The organism is Labilibacter marinus (assembly GCF_001659685.2).
Classification (GTDB): Bacteria; Bacteroidota; Bacteroidia; order Bacteroidales; family Marinilabiliaceae; genus Saccharicrinis; species Saccharicrinis marinus.
Genome location: NZ_LXYE02000001.1, coordinates 229,459 through 246,822 on the forward strand (window position 1 = coordinate 229,459; position 17,364 = coordinate 246,822).

Here is a 17,364-nt window from a genome sequence, read left to right on the forward strand (position 1 = left end):
TAAACAAGTTAAGGGAGGAGGGGGGCGTACTCTTCTCCCGTTTTTTACTGAAACTTATAAAGCTCTTGTTACTATTGAGTTTAGTAGAGTACACGAATGATACCAGTATTTATATTATAAACTGTTCGAAGCCACATCTTACTATAAATGCTTACTGGTAGTTTTTTAAAAAAAAGTAGAATAAATTGTATTAGAAATTAATAGTAAAGATGAGAAAGGATATTATTGTTTTGGTTCTAGTAACAATTGTAATGCTCGTACTAATTAAATATTTAGAATATGATTGGTTATACATGTTAGTAATCTTAGCATTAGGCATATTGGGCGGAGTGTCGACAGCATTATTTAACGCCTATGCAAAGCCGAATGACTTGATCTATAAATTTATGTTTATCATAAAAGGAGCCGGTTTGGGATTGCTAATAGGAGTAGGGATGTTTGCTGGTAAATATTTAGATAATCCGTTGATTAGTATCAATGACTTACTAAAGATTCTTGCAGCGTCAATGTTTTCTGGAATATTTACTGTTGGAGGGATTTCATACATTTCAAAGAGACTGTTAAGTAAGAAAGCAAGACGAGTTTTCTCAGATACGATTTTACTTATGGATTCATCACGTATCACTACTACCGATATTCATGGTCGAGAAGGAGTTTTAGTATTAACACAAAATGATTTGGTTTGGTATTCAAATTCGTTTCAGGATAAACTGACCTATAATTTAAAAGATACTAAAGTCAAGATAGTTTTTTCCCAAAGACTTAAAATTCCCAAAGACATTATAATTAATGATAAGGATGAGTTGGCGGTTGCCTTTCCAAAGTATTGGAACCGAAAAATCACCCAGCAAAAAGCTTAAAATACTCAAGGATATATTTATGGTTAGAATACGTATTGTTGAAATTCTTATGTTAGTTGTATCAACGATTGGTTTAGTAACACTCTTTCGTTACGCTTACGGTATGTCAAATACACAAATCATTGTATTGATCTCAATTGGTGTGTTTGCTTATTTAATAAAAAAAATAATTGTAGCATACCTAAATCCTCCGCAGTGGCTTTTTAAGCAGCGATATTTTTTCAACTTAGTTATATTGGGTCTAATAGGAGGCGTTTCTTTTTGTATATCAGATGCCTTCTTTGATCTACAAGTCAACACTGAAATCTACAAAATGGGCATCATTGCTTTTTTAATAATGATTTTTAGGAATAGGGTTGATTTTAAGCAGCTTTATAAACATCGAGGCTTTTTGTCTTTGGAAAGAGAAGTAGCAAGTGGTGCTGCGACATGGATTTCAGCTGATAATAAAAAATATAAAGGTCGTTTGGTTCTTACCAATAAACGATTATCATTTGTCAGTTTAAATGATTTGATAATGGAATTTGAAATTGGCAGCAATAACAAATCAGTAACAATAAGTAAGTCAAAAATATTGAAGATTCCAGATGGTATAAGAATTAATGATCATGATGGAATTCTTTATCTAGAATATCCCAAATATTGGGTGACAACAATAAAGATGTTAGTGGTCTGAAGGGCTTAGTTTATGTATGAATTGTGTGTTTCAAGGTGATGAAGTTAAGGGTAAAGGTAAGTTTTAAGACCCTATAAATACAGGTGATAACGCATAGAGATTAATAATAATTGATAGAGGTTTAAGATATGAGCAATAATGTAGAAATAAACACGATTAAACCAGATAATATATTGGTGGAAGCCTCGGGAAAGTTAATTTATTCAAATTGTCGAGAAAAAGGCAAGCTTATTTTATCTAATAAACATCTGAAATTTACTAGCAAAGATGGGGATATTCAACAGGAGTTCATCCTATCAAAAATATCAAATGTAGGAATTTTTAAAGTGTTAGGATTTTTAAAGAAGGGAATTAAACTGAGTTATAATGAGCGCTATATTATGTTATTTGTTAAGTACCCAGACGATTGGATTAAGCTTATCAATAAACAACTAGCAGTTGAATGTGCAGAATAGGAGCTTATTAGTTAAATGATTTAACAATAGAGTCCTATGTGGCCTCTTGTTGTTTTGGTGGGGCTGCCTATTGTGGGAGATAGGTAGCCATTTTTAAGATTTTAGCAGTAATAGTTAATTCAGAAGATCAAATAAGTTTCGCTCCGATTTGATCTAACTTTTTCAAATATGGCATATGGTTTTCACTGTGCTATGGTTGCAGGAGAGAGTGAATAAAAAGGTCTAAACTTCCTATATTTTGAGGAAATTTAAACATCAACATTGAGTAAATATCGCATATCGCGACTTTTTATATTTCAAATTACTTCGTAATAAACTAAAATGTATGATATATAGTAGTTTACGTTTTTAGTTGTATCCGTTTAAATCAATATAAATCATATTTTCTGGTGAGTAAATCGGGAGTAAAATAATTTGCTATTTTTACTCACTGGGAATCTTATATTGATTTGTAATTTAATGTATTACGATAAATTAATTTCTGAATTGTATGCCTGTTTTGATTGAAATTGAGTTGTTTTAAATGATTGTATACTTAATCTAGTTATGGATTTAATACAATAAAATCATCCGATAAAGACTGAATTATATCTCAAAATATTTAGGAAAATAAAAAATAACTGAAAACATAGAAATAAACAATTCGAACTATATTATGAAATAATTTACTTTTATCTTTCTGTTAACACTTAGCATTTTTTGTTGTTCAGCTCAAAGCGAAGGGTATTTTCCTGGAGCCATCATAGATCTTCAAGGTAATGAAATAGAATGTTTAATTAAACCTGGAGATCAGAAATGGCTAGGTGTAAAAATAGACGAACAGAATTTCACCTATAAACCTTTTCAATTAAGAGGTTACCATGTAAAAGGTGACGATTTTGTGGTTCTTAAGGATATTAAGATTAAAACAGAATTGTATGGGGCAAAATATACATACGTATTTGCTAAAACAATTAGTTTAGGTCGCATTAATTTATATCAAGTACCAATTCAAACTTTTTTAGGAGGTACGCATCTAACAACAGTGGATATTTATATTCTTGAGAAGAATGGCCAACAAGAATTATCGCAAGTTCCTAATAGGATGAGTAAAATGCGAGATCTGATTAATAAACTTACTGCTGATGAACCAAAAGAACTAGATTTTGAAACGAATAAAAAGATTTATCACGAAGATATTCCTCATTTGATTAAAAATTACAATATCCGTTTTAGATAATAGTTTATAATAAAAATGGTGGAAAAATTTTTAAGACTAAAGGCGCATTATAAGTTTCTTGTGCGTATATAAGGCATTTACTTTATATCCTTTTTTTGGTTAGAACTATAGATAAAATAACTCTATTATAGAGTTTGAAATAGAAACGGAGGATTCTATTGGGGATTAAACATACTCGAAACATAGCTTATGGAGTGAGTTGTAATTGTCATAATATCAAGGGTGTAGGAGTTATTAAAAGGGTAGTTACCTATAGAGTAAAATGTAATATAGACCCCATGTATATGACCTATGTACAAAAAAAAAGGGTGCCTATATACAGCACCCAGAGAAATAATACACACCTATTTATCTATATATTCTCCTAATTCATCAAAGGTAAGTTTAACCTTATCTTCACCAATTAAAAGAATAACCATATAGCTAATTTTACCTTTATTATTGGTTATCTGTTGAGCTTGTTTTAACTCAAACTCTTCATAGGTTTCTAATATGTAATCAGAAGTAGCTTCTGGCAATTCATCTTCAAATATCACAGCTGCAGTTTTTAGCCACTTACCATCTGGAGCGAAAAATGCCTGATGCTTGGTTTCATCCTTAAACTGAACCATGTAGTTATCTTTGGCTTTCTTCCATACAGGTTTTTCTGCGTCAGGAAATTTTTTATCAAAAGCTGATTTTACAGCCTTTGGCACATTGATGTCTTGTGCAAATACTACTGTTACTGCAAAAAGTAACGCCGAAATAATAAGCAATTGTTTTTTCATTTTGTCTTTATTAAGAATTAAATATAACCTTGAGACTTACTTTTTTATAATGGTCACTCTTTTACTAAAGAAATAATGTTCCTCTTAACAAAAACGTGCAGCCTTCCTTGATTTTTACAAGCTTATAAATACTTAGGTGCTGAATTTATTTTTACATCAGAATATAACTTAAGTGATGATAACAAGGCGATGTGTAGTAAGAACGAGTGGTGTTTTGAGTTTTCAATAGTGACCATAGTCGTCTTTGTTGTCTAATTAGTTAAAGAAAAAGTATGCCTGTAAAAAAGATAATAGTTCCTTTCTATGGCAATGTTAAGTCGAAATATGTATTAGAGTATGCATCAGAATTAGCATTGGCATCTAATTCAAAATTAAGTTGTATTTGTTCTTTTAATGATAAATCAGGAAACAATCTAAGAAATGATTTTAAAGACACCTACCATACAAAAATTAGCTATTTAAATATCATCAATAAGATATTGTATAAAAAGAATGTACCATACGAAGTTATACTATCAAAAAATAATATTATAAAAAACATCCAGGAAATTAGTTCTTCTGGTTGTTTGATGATGGTTGTTGCAGGTATGTCAGATCCTAATATGATTTACTTAGCTGAAGAGCAAATGCATGTAACCACTCTGTTATTATGTGAAGATAAATTTATGTTTAACTCAGACTAATTAAAAAGCCGATTATTTGAAGGAACTCATAATAACCGGCTTATAGACTCAATTTGATAATGAAAGGCCTATTGCATATAGGGAGTCAGAAGTTTACTGATCTTCAACTTCCTTTAAAAGGTGATAACGAAGGTTAGGCTTTGAACCTTTCTCCTTCTTAAAAGGAGTTTTCACCTTTTTCTTTAATATTTGACGTTTTATGGTTTTAGACATTTGTAAAAGGTTTAATACAATTATTAATTGATGAAACATTTCTTTTTTAGACATTCGTTAAGCTAAAAGGTCACAGTATTTTCATTACATTTTTTACATTTATAAAATATTTTAGGGTTTAAGAATATGGATGAAAAAAATGCCTCTTTTTCAGAGACGCAGATAAAGAAAATATTGAATGATATACCCATTGGTATTATGGTGTTAGATGGAAATAACGAAGTGTTAGTTTGTAACAATACTTTGTTGACGTATCTAAACCTCGATAGTATAGATTTGTTGTGTACATCTACTATATATACAAAGATTGTTTCTACGGTAAATATCTTTAAATCTCAGAATAATAAGGAGTTTGAAATAAAGCATATTTTGAGCCCGCAAAATACTTTACTCATACATGGCACTATATCCGATGAGGATATAATAATAAAGGTTGAGCCTGAAATTGCCAGTGAAGAGGTTGAAGCAGAGTCTGTACAAGCTATTCTTGAAGGACAGGAAAATGAACGCAGAAGAATTGGTAGGGAAATTCATGATGGAGTGGGGCCTATGTTATCTTTTATTAAGTTAAGTTTTGACTCGGTACTTGATGAAATAAGTGATACAGATTTTAAACAACCAGAAGTTTTAAAAAGTATAAGCGAGACTATAGATTTGGTAGCAGCAGACTTAAGAGTATTGTCGCATAAATTGGTTCCTAGAACATTAGATGAGTTTGGTTTATATTCTGCCTTTCATAGTTTATTATTTAAGCTCAACGAATCCAGAAAGGCCAACTTTGAGTTTTATTCTAATTTAACCACCGAAAATCGTTTTGTAGTTGATCTGGAACTAAGTATTTACAGATGTGCACAAGAACTATTAAATAATGCCATCAAGTATGCTAAAGCTTCTCATATATTGGTACAAATTATTTTGCATAAACAAAGTATCATCCTTATGGTGGAAGATGATGGCGTTGGTTTTGATATGTCAGAGTTGGAAGACAATCACCAAGGAATAGGTTTAACAAATGTAGAAACTAGGGTAAGATTATTGGATGGAGAATTTAATATAGACTCTGTTAAAGGTAGAGGAACTGTGGTTAGCATAGAAATACCACTAACATAACAAGCAATGGATAAATTACATATTTTATTGGCCGACGACCATAAAATTTTTAGAGAAGGCATTAAAGCTTTATTAAGTAAGGAGAAAGAGGTAGAATCTATTACGGAGGCTTCTAATGGTAACGAAGTTCTCGACTTAGTTTCATCTAACCAATATGACGTTATTATACTCGATATTGATATGGGAACGCCTAATGGAATTGAGGTGACAGACAAACTAACTCAAGCATATCCTAATACTAATATCCTAATACTATCAATGTTAGGTTTACCAGAGTTTATTATGCAGGCGTTGGAGCTTGGTGCCAAAGGTTATTTATTAAAAAATGCAGGTAAGGATGAACTGCTAACAGCTATAAAATGCGTGGCAAAAGGTGATAGTTATTTTAGCAGGGAAGTATCTGTGAGCTTGATGAAACAAATTCAAAATCCTCAAAGTCAACGTTCCAAGAAAAAAGCTGTACCACTTTCAAAAAGAGAGGTTGAAATATTAAAACTAATTAGTCAAGAGTATTCTAATCAGGAAATTGCAGCTAAATTATTTATTAGTAATAGAACTGTAGATACGCACAGAAGAAATTTATTAGAAAAGCTAGGGATAAAAAATAATGTTGGTTTGGTGAAATACGCTATTAACAACGGACTATTAGACTAAGACTAAAAATCATTTTTACTTTTTAAAACGTTACTTTTTTTAAAATATATGTCTAAACAATTGTAAATGCAATATTGACAATGTTTTGAATATAAGTAAACAATGAATTCTAAAATAGTGATTGGTAGTGAGGAGTGGTGTAACCTTCCTCAATTAAACATTCCAGGAATAAAAGCGAGGGTTGATTCTGGAGCTAAAACCTCAGCCTTACATGCGGTAAATATCAGTACGTTTACTAAAAATGAACAACCGTGGGTTAGCTTTGATGTTCATCCTTTGCAAAATGATGGTAAAACTACTATTCGTTGCGAAGCTCCTTTGCTGGACAAGAGGAAGGTTAAAAGTTCAAGCGGTTCCAGTGAAGTTCGGTTTGTAATTAAAACCATGTTGTCGTTTAAAGAAGAAGCCTGGGAAATAGAGGTTACTTTAACCAATAGAGACTCCATGGGTTATCGCATGTTACTTGGCCGACAAGCTATGTCAGGAAAAATGTTAGTTGACCCTGAATCTTCCTTTATATTAGGAGATTATTCGCTAGAAATATTGGATGGATTTTATTCAACTAATATAACTAAACCAACCGGACTGAAAATAGGTTTGTTAGCGAGCAATCCTGATTTATACAGTAATAAAAGAATTATAGAAGCAGGACAGTCGCGTGGTCATGAAATGGAGTTTTTAAACCTTAAGGACTGCTATATAAAATTAGATGGAAAAAGGCCTGAGATGCATTATAGAGGAGGTCGCATTTTAAGTAATTTTGATGCTATTATTCCAAGAATAAGGCCTAGTGCAACATTTTATGGCTGTGCACTTACCAGGCATTTTGCAGCTATGGGAGTTTACACGCTTAATTCGGCATCTGCCATAACACAATCGCGGGATAAACTGTATGCCTTACAATTATTGATTAATAATGGGCTACCTATTCCTACGTCTGGTTTTGCTAATTCGCCTTTAGATACCGATGAGCTTATTAAAATGGTTGGAGGTGCTCCATTGATAGTTAAACTTTTAGAAGGAACGCAAGGCAAAGGTGTTGTTTTGGCAGAGACTAAAAAAGCTGCAGAAAGTTTAATTAATGCCTTTAAAAGTTTACGGGCTAATATATTGGTTCAAGAATTTGTTAAAGAAGCTAATGGAAAGGATATTAGATGTTTTGTGGTGAATGGTAAGGTAGTTGCGAGTATTATGCGTACTGCAGCGCCAGGTGAATTTAGAGCTAATATTCATATGGGCGGAACTGCATCTATTACAAAAATAACTACTGAGGAACGCAGAATAGCCATATTAGCAGCTAAAACCTTAAATTTAAAAGTAGCTGGAGTTGATATTATTAGAGGTAAAAATGGTCCACTTTTATTGGAGGTGAATTCTTCACCAGGTTTAGAGGGTATTGAAGGAGCTTCTAATATTGATATTGCAGGAAAAATGATTGAAGCACTTGAACGTGAGCTTAAGTATCAACCCAAATAATAAAAAAAAGTGTTTGCTGAAATTATAAACGGCAAACACTTAATTTTTTAATACTACATTATATCTAAAGGAAAAGCATCCCAGGATTTTACATCGTTTATGGTATGCTCACGATGATTCGAAAATTGATTAATCAATGGTTGGGTTTGGGTTAAAATACCACTTCTGTTTTTAGATATTATCCAAACTTTTCTGTCGTGTTCCTTTAGTTCATTGTTAAACCCAGCAGGAATAATATTTGAAATAAAATCCTGATAGTCGAATACCCAAAGATAACTCTCCGATAATTTTCTTTGTAAAGGACAATCTTGATAGTTCTCAAATGAGATATCAATTCTAGTTCCATGTCTATGACCTATTGGCTTGTCATTGCCTAATATAATATCTGAATACCTTTTGTTTAAACTGTCAAATAGCTCATTAGATGATTCTTCTTGTGTTTTAGCACATTCTAGATATTCGTTATACAAAAAGTTATTGTTATGAATAATGACTAATATGTGTAAATCAACACCAAGGTTTTTAGCTAATTCAACAGCTATGCTTTGCGATTTTATGTTGGAGTTTTCCAAATAAAACGGATATAGAATATTTTGCTTCATGGTAATATAATTAGAAATGATTAAATAACCTTTTGATAGTGCTTACCTACTTTTTGACGTGCTCTCATCAATCTCATTTTAATGGCACTTTTAGATAAGTTCAGTTCAGTTTCAATTTGCTTTACTGAATAGTTGTTTTGGTATTTTAGCTCCAATAATATTTTGTCCTGTTCGGGTATTTCGTCTAAGGCCTTAAATAGTAATGCTTCGCGTTCTTCTCTAAACTGTCTATCTTCAATCATTTCCATATCATTTTCATCCGAAATAAATGAAGGGATAGATTCATAAGATTCAGTCCTGTTTTTCTTCTTACGTTTCATAGACGAAACACAATGATTAAACGTAATAGAGTACAACCAGGTAGAAAATTGAGAATTCCCTTTAAATGCATTTTTTTTAGAAAAAGCCTTTATAAAGATGTCCTGCGTAAAATCAAAAGCATCATCTGGGTTTTGGGTAAATGATAAGCACTTATTAAAAACCTTTAAATAGTATCTACTATATATTGTTTCAATACTATTAGAATTTCCATTGTAATAATCTTGGATTAATACTTCATCTGTTTTTTGTGGTTGTGCTAAGCTTTTCATTTTTCACATTATTAATCTATTAAAATTGTTATGTGAAAATATTTGAAAACGGAAGTGTAGGAAAGAGTGAAAAAACGTATTTTTTCACTCAAGGAATTTCCTAATTTCTACTAGAATTAATGATGAAAGAACCTAAGAGAATCTCGCACTTTTTATATTGTAGTGTACCTTACGAGTTGGTCAATTGATAGATATATAGTGTTTTACGAGGCGAGTTTGTATGTTGGTTAATACAGTAATGTTTTTTACAAGTTGTGCCAGAGTTAGTCTGCTGTTTATGAAGAATTACTTAAATCCACTTTTTCTTTTTAAAATAGAATAACATTCCTCCAGCTGTAACAAGCATTAAAATTAGCATAAGAGGATATCCGAACTTTAACTTAAGTTCAGGAATAAATTCAAAGTTAGTTCCGTAAATTCCAGCAATAAAAGTAAGAGGAATAAAGATAACTGAAAATACAGTCAAGAACTTCATAATATCATTTAAGCGACTGCTAACCTGTGTATGATAAATATTCAACAGGTTACTTAATATCTCTTTGTAGTTGTTTAAAGAGTCTACTGCATTATTAATATTGCTCTGTAACTCTTTATAAAAGTTCTCATTGTCAGAATCAATAAATTCCGATTCGAGTTTAATAAGGTTAAAAATCATCTCTTTACACGGGTATATGGATTTATGTAAATAGACTAACTCCCTTTTGTATGCATTAATATCTACTAGAATAGATTGATCTGTAGCAGAAAGTACTTGCTCATCTAATACCTCAATATTTTCACCAATTTTACTAATCACATAGGTGTAATTATCTAGAATAACATCTATTAGTGCAAATAATAAATAATCAGAATTAAGCTTTCTAATTCTTCTTTTACCATTTCTTAATCGTTCTCTCACGTTTTTAAATACGTCTCCTTTTCTTTCCTGAAAGCTTATTAATTGGTTGTTTTTAAGTATGAAAGCAATGTTTTCGGTGTCAATTTTTACATCGTCGGTATTTTTTAAACTTATCATTTTAGCAGATACGTATAAGCAGTCCTCATATTCAACAACTCTTGGCCTACTATGCGTATTTAAAATTTCCGACATAATGATAGAATCAATGGATAATTGTTCAGAGATGGAACGCATAATATCCTGATCGTGGAGGCCATAAATATTAATCCACGAGTTTTTATATGTAATGCAATTATTTATCTCCTCTAGGTCATTTACCTCTTGTTCAAGTATCGAATTTACATCATACCTCATTAATTGAACAATCGTGTCGTCAATCTTTTTTTCGCCCCTAAATAATAAACTGTCAGGCGATAATCCAATATATTCTTTTTTGCTTTTTAATAATCGAGACATAGTTTCCAGTTAAATTATTCCACAAATCTTTAAAAAGTTTTTTACCATCAACATACCATCTTCACCAGATACCTCTGGATGTGATTGAAAACCATAAATAGGTTTTTTAACATGTTTAATAATTTCTGTTGTACAGGTATCAGATGTTCCAATGCATATAAAAGTATCTGGTAATTCCGACACGTAAAAGGAATGTCTTTTAACCAAAGATACTTCTGTTTTATTTAAGCCTTCAAAAATAGGATCTTCAGGTTTTGTAATGGTAATTATTTCTTTTTTACCATGATATTCAGGTAACTTTTTAATTCGTCCTCTATGAGCAACGGCTATAATTTCATGGCCAAGACAAAAACCCAGTACCGGAACATTAAAGTTGAGCATAGCTACAAAGTTAGTGGTCAGATTTAAGGGTTCATAAGGGTTACCTTTACCGCCAGATAAGATGATACCTTTTATTTTTGTTTTTGCGGATAAGGTGATCGGTTGGTTATGATCAAAAAAAACGTAATCAAAATTCTCTTCCGATAAATATTGACGTTTAAATTTTTTAATGAAAGCACTTTGGTTATCAATAACTAGTAGCATTGTATGAAATTTTTTATCAGTATTTAATCTTCCGAATATACAAGATAGTCATTATCTGCATGTTTATCAGTGTAAGCTATTTTCTTGTTCGATTTTAAGGAGTAATCATCGTTAAAATCGTCATCATCATCCATAATTTCACAGGCCAGTTCTTTTGACATTCGAATCATGTAAATAATTGTATCTGTTTCAAATCTTAATGCAGAAATGCGTTGTCCTTGCGCGTCTTTATAAGTAATTAGCTCTTCATGGTAGCCATCGCTATACATGAGTTTTAACTGTTCTTTTAAATCAATAGGTAGTTTATTATAATCTATAATAGATTTTTTTTTGGAGCGTTGAATGGTGGATTTCATGATTTATCAATTAAGTAATATTTAAGTGATCAATTTAGATAGTCTGTAGTGTCTGTTAGAGACTATTTACATTTATTATTTCGCATTAGCTTATAGATATCCTTTCTTCTATCTGCCATGTTCATTACACTTCCATGATTTCTAAGTTCTCGGAGTAAATCCAAATCAACATCAGCAATTAATATCATTTCGGTATTGGGCGTTGCTTCTGCTTTAATGCCATTGGTAGGAAATTGAAAATCGCAGGGAGTAAATACCATGGACTGTGCATATTGTATGTCCATATTATGTACCTTAGGTAAATTACCTACGCTCCCTGCGATAACCACGTAACACTCATTTTCAATGGCTCTAGCTTGAGCACAATTTCGTACACGAGAATAACCATTTTGCGTATCCGTTAAAAATGGTACAAATAGCATTTCCATTCCATCATCGGCTAATAATCTTGATAGTTCTGGGAATTCCGCATCATAGCAAATCAGTACGCCTATTTTGCCACAATCTGTGTCAAAGGTTTTTAAATTTGTACCCCCCTGCAAAGCCCATACTTTTCTTTCGTCAGGTGTTACATGAAGCTTTTCAAACCTCTCGATACTACCATCTCTTTTGCATAAATACCCTACATTATATAAGCTATTGTTAACCAACTCGGGCATGCTTCCAGTAATAATGTTAATATTGTAGCCAATGGCTAATTCTGACATGGCTTGTGTAATCTCTTCAGTATGTTTGGCAAGTTCTCTAATTGCTTCGGGCTCACTTAAGTGATTGTATTCCGCCATTAATGGAGCGTTAAAAAACTCTGGGAATAATGCAAAGTCGCTTTTATAACCACTTAATGCATCGATAAAATATTCTGCTTGTTGCAATAATTCTTTTAAGTTGTTATATGGGCGCATTTGCCATTGAATAACTCCAAGGCGCACTATTTTTTTTATTGTTTCCGCTTTGGTTTGTGGTTTCTCGTAAAAAATATTGTCCCACCTTAATAATACCGCATATTCCTCCGACTCAACATCTCCTTTTAAATAATTTTTTAAAATCCGTATGGGATGAAAGTCGTTTGACATTTGAAAGTTTAACACGGGGTCGTGTATCTCTTTATCTTTAACCTTCTCAATGTATTGACGTGGCGAAATTTCTTTAGAATACTTATGGTAATTGGGTATTCTTCCCCCAAACAATATTCCTTTAAGGTTAAATCTTTCGCAAAGCTCTTTACGATAATCATATAATCTTCTTCCTAACCTAAGGCCTCTAAACTCAGGTTTTACAAAAACATCAATACCATAAATTACATCTCCATCGTTAGTGTGGGTGTCAAATGTATAGTTGCTTGTTATGTCACTATAGGTATGATAATCATCCAACTCCAGCGTACTAACTATAATGGATAAGGCGCAACCTGCAATTTCATTATTTACTTTAATAACAACCTGACCTTCGGGAAAAATATCAATTAATTTTTCTATTTTATCCATGGCCCAATAAGCGTTATCTAAGGCATGATAAGAACTAATCATCACTTCTTTTAGTTCTGAATAATCCTTAATATTTAAATAACTAAGCTCAATATTGCTAATTTCTTTTTTCATACTGGTTACAGAGAATAATTATATTGTAATGGTTTAGACTCGCAAATTGAATTTGGTAACATTTAAATTGGTTTATACCTGTGTTTTATTGAACCATTGTTTTGTTATATTGTAACTATAATTAATAATCATTATTAAACCCGAAGCATATGTTTGAATTTATTAATAAAGAAATACTTGTAGAGCAACTAGAGAAGGTTCAAAAATGGTTTATTGTTGAGTTGCCTGTTATTATTGTTTTGCTAATTGCGGTTGTTATAGCTATAAAGCTTACAAAAGTGACCATTAAGCGATTAAAAAAGACCTTGATAAGTCGTGCAGACAGAAACAAATATGTAGATACCCTGGAGGCCGAAAAAAGAATAAATACCCTGACTGGAATTTTATATGGTAGTATTAAAGTTGTGCTAATTGCTATAGTTATCATGATAATTCTACAAAAAGTAGGGGTAAACATAGGCCCCATATTAGCCAGTGCAGGAATTATTGGATTAGCGGTTGGTTTTGGGGCGCAGGAATTGGTGAGGGATGTGATTTCTGGATTTTTTATATTGCTTGAAAATCAGATTAGAACTGGAGACGTAGGAATTATTAATGGAACAGGAGGTTTGGTAGAGAAAATAGAATTACGTACCATCACTTTAAGAGATTTTGCAGGTGTAGTTCATGTTTTTCAGAATGGTAAAATTAATACATTATCAAACATGACTAAAGAATGGTCGGCTATGGTATTTGATATTGGTGTTGCGTATAAAGAAGATGTAGATAAAGTGATGGATATTATGCGTGATACGGGAAAGGAGTTGCAAGAGGACGCGGAACTGGGAGGTAAAATAATAGAACCTATTGAGATACTTGGTTTGGATAAATTTGCAGACAGTGCTTTGGTGATTAAAGCTCGTTTAAAAACTAAACCGATTGCGCAGTGGGAAATTGGTAGGGAATATCGCAGAAGACTTAAAGTAGCATTTGATAAGCATAATATTGAAATACCGTTTCCACATACCACTGTATACTGGGGAGAAGAGATTAATCCGCTTAGTTTAAATATTAATCAAAAGTAAAAGCGATGTTAGATCAACATTATAAGTTTAAAATATAGTTGTAAATTGTATTAATATAACATGGGATAACAGTTTATGAACCAGGCGTTTTTATTTGCTATAAACTCAATTGAGTTATTGTTTTCTGAGAAGTTTAAACTTATTTCAGAGAAAAGGAATAGCAACATCGTTCTTGTTGCAAAAAAAATGCGAGACATTCATTCTACTTACCTTGAAAAAATTAACAAGGATGTAGATCTGGAAAAGTTTGATTCACTTCTGCAAATACATCAAGATTATTTATATAATATTCAGGAATTTAATGGGGTTTCGTACCTTATAGATGGACATGTTAATTCTAAAAAAGAACTAGGTTTATTTTTTGAGGAGAGAAACAAGCTATTTTCTAAACTAGCTGTGTATACTTTAGGTGTAGAAACGAAAATTAATCGTCAGGCTAAAAAAAGTAATCCTTTACATATCCGATTTAATAAAACATTAAAAAGAGTTAGATATGGTTATTTAAAACTGTTTAACAGAAAAGACCGAAATGTTATAATCAAACGATGGGTTCCATTAAAGTATTATTTGCTTATTGAAATGTATTTGGATGTTTTTCCGTTGATATGGAAGTTCCACAAACAATTAATACATCACGAAATAGAATTTCTTAACTATTTAAAGATTGCTTCAACTCAAATTAATAATTTATATAAAGTTACGGAAGTAAAAAGCATTGATGAGTTAAAGAAAGCAATTAATGAAGTAATCGAAAAATGCAATTACTGCGAGAATTTGTTAATCGATTTTAATCGAAAAAAAGACAAAGATATAAATTCGGTCATAATATCTAAGAGGGAACATATTGATGCAGATTTTGGTATTCTAGGAACTCTGGAAAAAAAACATTGGAAATATAGTCAGTGGTATACATCGAGAGAGATCAAAAGCGTATCGAAACAGCAAATAGAGCAACTTTCATCTTTGGAGGTATCGTTGTATAGTATTTCAGAAGATTGGTGTTTTGATGCCGACTTATGTATGCTAAAAAATAATTCGTTAATAGCTTTACAATCTCGTGTGCTAATTAATAATTTAAATAGGATAAATACGATTAGAGAAAAGTTAATAGTCAAAACCAATCGTATAGTTCAAGAATATGAAAGAGTAAATAAACGGTTTAATAAATTTCTCACAGATAAAGAGTCAATACATAAATATAGCCAACAGATCAGTGATATATTTGCGTCAGAAGAATTATTCATTTCTAAAGTTAATCACTCTCAAACTATTTTATATGCCATAAATGAAATAGAACAAAGTGTAAAAGTTAAGGTAGATGCTACAAATGACAAGCGGATGATTTCATCTGGGAAGCTTGATTGGGAAAAGATGCAGCTGTCAAATTTAAATTCTGTATTTTTAAAAGATCTGATCAAATTTGAGATTATTCCTCAGTTTACTTCCTCCATTAATAATCTAAAACAGCTTGTTTCACAAAAAGTAGCGATGTACGAGAGTGAATTAAGTAATCTTGTTCATATCTCAGAATATAATTTTGAAACCATCACCTCTATTTTAAATAATAATGAGGCTGATAAAAAGTTAGAGAATGCTTCTGCAATTATTGAGGAGGGAAAAGAGAAGATATTATTTAAGCTAAATGAAATTGCAGAATCCTTAAACGAACTACAAAACAAGGTTTATAACTCTTTGTATTGTAGTATTGAAAACTTAACAAACGACCTTATTGCATTAACTGAAAATGAAAAGGTTGGGGAATTAAATTTAAGGTTACTTAAAGCCAAAGCTATATCAAAATCAACCAAAGTAAAGGATAGATTTATAGTTTTAGCGAGTAAGTTATTTCAAAAAAGCCTGGTGCAATGGCAACGGATTCAAAAACAGGGTTTCAAGTACAGTAAACATCTGGTTAATATCTATTCGCAAGAAGAGGTGCAGGCAAGTATTAACAACGAAATCTCGGTTTTTTTAAGTGAGATTGCTAGCACAACGGATAAGTTACCATTTTTATACCAAAGGCTTTTTAAACTTGAACCTGTTGAGGGAGGATATTTATATTTTAAGCGATCTGCAGAAATAAACAATCTAAAGCAGGCTTACAATAATTGGTTAAAAGGTAGGTTTGCTAACATTGCTATTACTGCAGAAAAAGGAGCTGGCACAACATCCATTATTAATTATGTTTTAAAAGATAGTCAACTGCCATTTACTTGTGTTAACTTTCAAGAATTCAACAATATATATCGTCAAGACGAATTTATCTTTACCCTTTCTGAGATAATGGATTTAACACCGTTAAATGAAGTTGAGTTGTTTATCGATGAGCTAAATAATACTAAAGGTATAATTGTTCTTGAAGGACTTCAATATGCTTATTTAAAAAAGGTGGATGGTTTTGAGACATTAAAGCTACTGTTTGAAATTATATCTAAAACGAATAAAAATATTTTTTGGATATGTACGTGTACTTTACATGCGTGGAATTATTTAAATAAGGCTATATCTATAGAGGAATACTTTGGTCATGTAATAAGGTTGGGTGAGTTTTCAAATGTAGAGATGGTGGATATCGTCAAGAAACGTCATCAAGTGAGCGGATATAGCCTTGTTTACTTAAAAAGCAAAGAAGATGTGCTAAATAAAAAGCTGTCTAAACTAAACCAAGAGGAAGTTCAAAATTATTTAGAGAAACAATATTTTGAAGTTTTAAATTCTATTGCAAAAGGAAATATTACTATAGCTTTTATTTTTTGGTTACGATCTATTAAACGTATTGAAAAGAATACTTTGTATATAAATTCTATGAGTGATTTTAATATATCATTTATAAGAGAGTTAAAACAAGATAAACTTTTCTGCTTATATGCTATTCTTTTACATGATGGCCTTGATTTAGATGGGTTTTGTAAAGTTATGAGATTTTCACCAGAACAGGGGAGGATGAAGTTATTTCAAATGGTGGATGATGGACTTTTATTAGAAATTAGTAAAAGATATGTTATTAACTTATTACTCTATCGCTCTACCATTGATGCCTTAAAGGCAAAAAATATTCTGCATTAACACAGGATAGTAAAGTTGCACATTTAATCTTGAATC

At 31.5% G+C, this 17,364-nt stretch carries 17 protein-coding genes; 10 read left to right on the forward strand and 7 right to left on the reverse strand.

Going from position 1 to position 17,364, the window contains the following annotated elements; genetic code table 11:
• The first annotated feature begins 209 nt into the window (after positions 1 to 209).
• The 4 genes from A8L32_RS00870 (at position 210) to A8L32_RS00885 (ending at position 3,210) form a co-directional block, all read left to right on the forward strand.
• Complete coding sequence (locus tag A8L32_RS00870; RefSeq protein WP_075589810.1) at positions 210 to 860, forward strand: hypothetical protein; 651 nt, start codon at positions 210 to 212, stop codon at positions 858 to 860.
• Entirely contained in the window at positions 799 to 1,536 is a 738-nt protein-coding gene (locus A8L32_RS00875) for a hypothetical protein (protein WP_143524975.1), read from the forward strand. Before A8L32_RS00870 ends, A8L32_RS00875 begins: the two co-directional genes overlap by 62 nt.
• Before the next feature lie 128 nt (positions 1,537 to 1,664).
• Positions 1,665 to 1,991 (forward strand): hypothetical protein, encoded by a 327-nt coding sequence (locus tag A8L32_RS00880; protein WP_075589812.1) that lies wholly within the window; start codon positions 1,665 to 1,667, stop codon positions 1,989 to 1,991.
• Positions 1,992 to 2,871: 880 nt separating this feature from the next.
• The gene (locus A8L32_RS00885) at positions 2,872 to 3,210 is read left to right on the forward strand and encodes a hypothetical protein (protein ID WP_075589813.1); all 339 of its coding nucleotides are present in this window, start codon (positions 2,872 to 2,874) and stop codon (positions 3,208 to 3,210) included.
• Between the two features lie 344 nt (positions 3,211 to 3,554).
• Here the strand turns inward: A8L32_RS00885 and A8L32_RS00890 are convergent, their stop codons facing one another.
• Positions 3,555 to 3,977, reverse strand: coding sequence for a PepSY-like domain-containing protein (locus A8L32_RS00890; RefSeq protein WP_075589814.1), 423 nt, complete (start codon positions 3,975 to 3,977; stop codon positions 3,555 to 3,557).
• A 272-nt stretch (positions 3,978 to 4,249) separates the two neighbouring features.
• Here A8L32_RS00890 and A8L32_RS00895 point away from each other — a divergent pair, with 272 nt between their 5' ends.
• The 4 genes from A8L32_RS00895 to rimK all read left to right on the forward strand — a co-directional run bounded on the left by A8L32_RS00895 (position 4,250) and on the right by rimK (position 8,113).
• Positions 4,250 to 4,660 carry a hypothetical protein gene (locus A8L32_RS00895; protein ID WP_075589815.1) on the forward strand — a complete coding sequence of 137 codons (411 nt, stop codon included), beginning with the start codon at positions 4,250 to 4,252 and terminating at the stop codon, positions 4,658 to 4,660.
• A 339-nt stretch (positions 4,661 to 4,999) separates the two neighbouring features.
• Positions 5,000 to 5,983, forward strand: coding sequence for a sensor histidine kinase (locus tag A8L32_RS00900; RefSeq protein ID WP_075589816.1), 984 nt, complete (start codon positions 5,000 to 5,002; stop codon positions 5,981 to 5,983).
• Positions 5,984 to 5,989: 6 nt separating this feature from the next.
• Positions 5,990 to 6,637 (forward strand): response regulator transcription factor, encoded by a 648-nt coding sequence (locus A8L32_RS00905; RefSeq protein WP_075589817.1) that lies wholly within the window; start codon positions 5,990 to 5,992, stop codon positions 6,635 to 6,637.
• A gap of 102 nt (positions 6,638 to 6,739) precedes the next feature.
• Positions 6,740 to 8,113, forward strand: a complete 1,374-nt coding sequence (gene rimK / locus A8L32_RS23895; protein WP_075589818.1) for a 30S ribosomal protein S6--L-glutamate ligase — start codon at positions 6,740 to 6,742, stop codon at positions 8,111 to 8,113.
• A gap of 53 nt (positions 8,114 to 8,166) precedes the next feature.
• Here the strand turns inward: rimK and A8L32_RS00915 are convergent, their stop codons facing one another.
• From A8L32_RS00915 to A8L32_RS00940, 6 genes are all read right to left on the reverse strand, one after another.
• The gene (locus tag A8L32_RS00915) at positions 8,167 to 8,715 is read right to left on the reverse strand and encodes a hypothetical protein (protein WP_075589819.1); all 549 of its coding nucleotides are present in this window, start codon (positions 8,713 to 8,715) and stop codon (positions 8,167 to 8,169) included.
• Positions 8,716 to 8,735: 20 nt separating this feature from the next.
• Positions 8,736 to 9,305 carry an RNA polymerase sigma factor gene (locus A8L32_RS00920; protein WP_075589820.1) on the reverse strand — a complete coding sequence of 190 codons (570 nt, stop codon included), beginning with the start codon at positions 9,303 to 9,305 and terminating at the stop codon, positions 8,736 to 8,738.
• Positions 9,306 to 9,594: 289 nt separating this feature from the next.
• Positions 9,595 to 10,659, reverse strand: a complete 1,065-nt coding sequence (gene corA / locus A8L32_RS00925) for a magnesium/cobalt transporter CorA (protein WP_075589821.1) — start codon at positions 10,657 to 10,659, stop codon at positions 9,595 to 9,597.
• Between the two features lie 9 nt (positions 10,660 to 10,668).
• Positions 10,669 to 11,244 (reverse strand): glutamine amidotransferase-related protein, encoded by a 576-nt coding sequence (locus A8L32_RS00930; RefSeq protein WP_075589822.1) that lies wholly within the window; start codon positions 11,242 to 11,244, stop codon positions 10,669 to 10,671.
• A gap of 23 nt (positions 11,245 to 11,267) precedes the next feature.
• A complete protein-coding gene (locus tag A8L32_RS00935; RefSeq protein WP_075589823.1) occupies positions 11,268 to 11,600 on the reverse strand; it encodes a hypothetical protein in 333 nt (110 codons plus the stop codon).
• A gap of 62 nt (positions 11,601 to 11,662) precedes the next feature.
• Positions 11,663 to 13,198: a carbon-nitrogen hydrolase family protein gene (locus A8L32_RS00940; RefSeq protein WP_075589824.1), complete on the reverse strand. Its 1,536-nt coding sequence runs from the start codon at positions 13,196 to 13,198 to the stop codon at positions 11,663 to 11,665.
• A gap of 149 nt (positions 13,199 to 13,347) precedes the next feature.
• Here A8L32_RS00940 and A8L32_RS00945 point away from each other — a divergent pair, with 149 nt between their 5' ends.
• Positions 13,348 to 14,262 carry a mechanosensitive ion channel family protein gene (locus A8L32_RS00945; RefSeq protein ID WP_075589825.1) on the forward strand — a complete coding sequence of 305 codons (915 nt, stop codon included), beginning with the start codon at positions 13,348 to 13,350 and terminating at the stop codon, positions 14,260 to 14,262.
• Between the two features lie 117 nt (positions 14,263 to 14,379).
• The gene (locus A8L32_RS00950; RefSeq protein ID WP_143524976.1) at positions 14,380 to 17,328 is read left to right on the forward strand and encodes a hypothetical protein; all 2,949 of its coding nucleotides are present in this window, start codon (positions 14,380 to 14,382) and stop codon (positions 17,326 to 17,328) included.
• Positions 17,329 to 17,364: the final 36 nt, after the last annotated feature.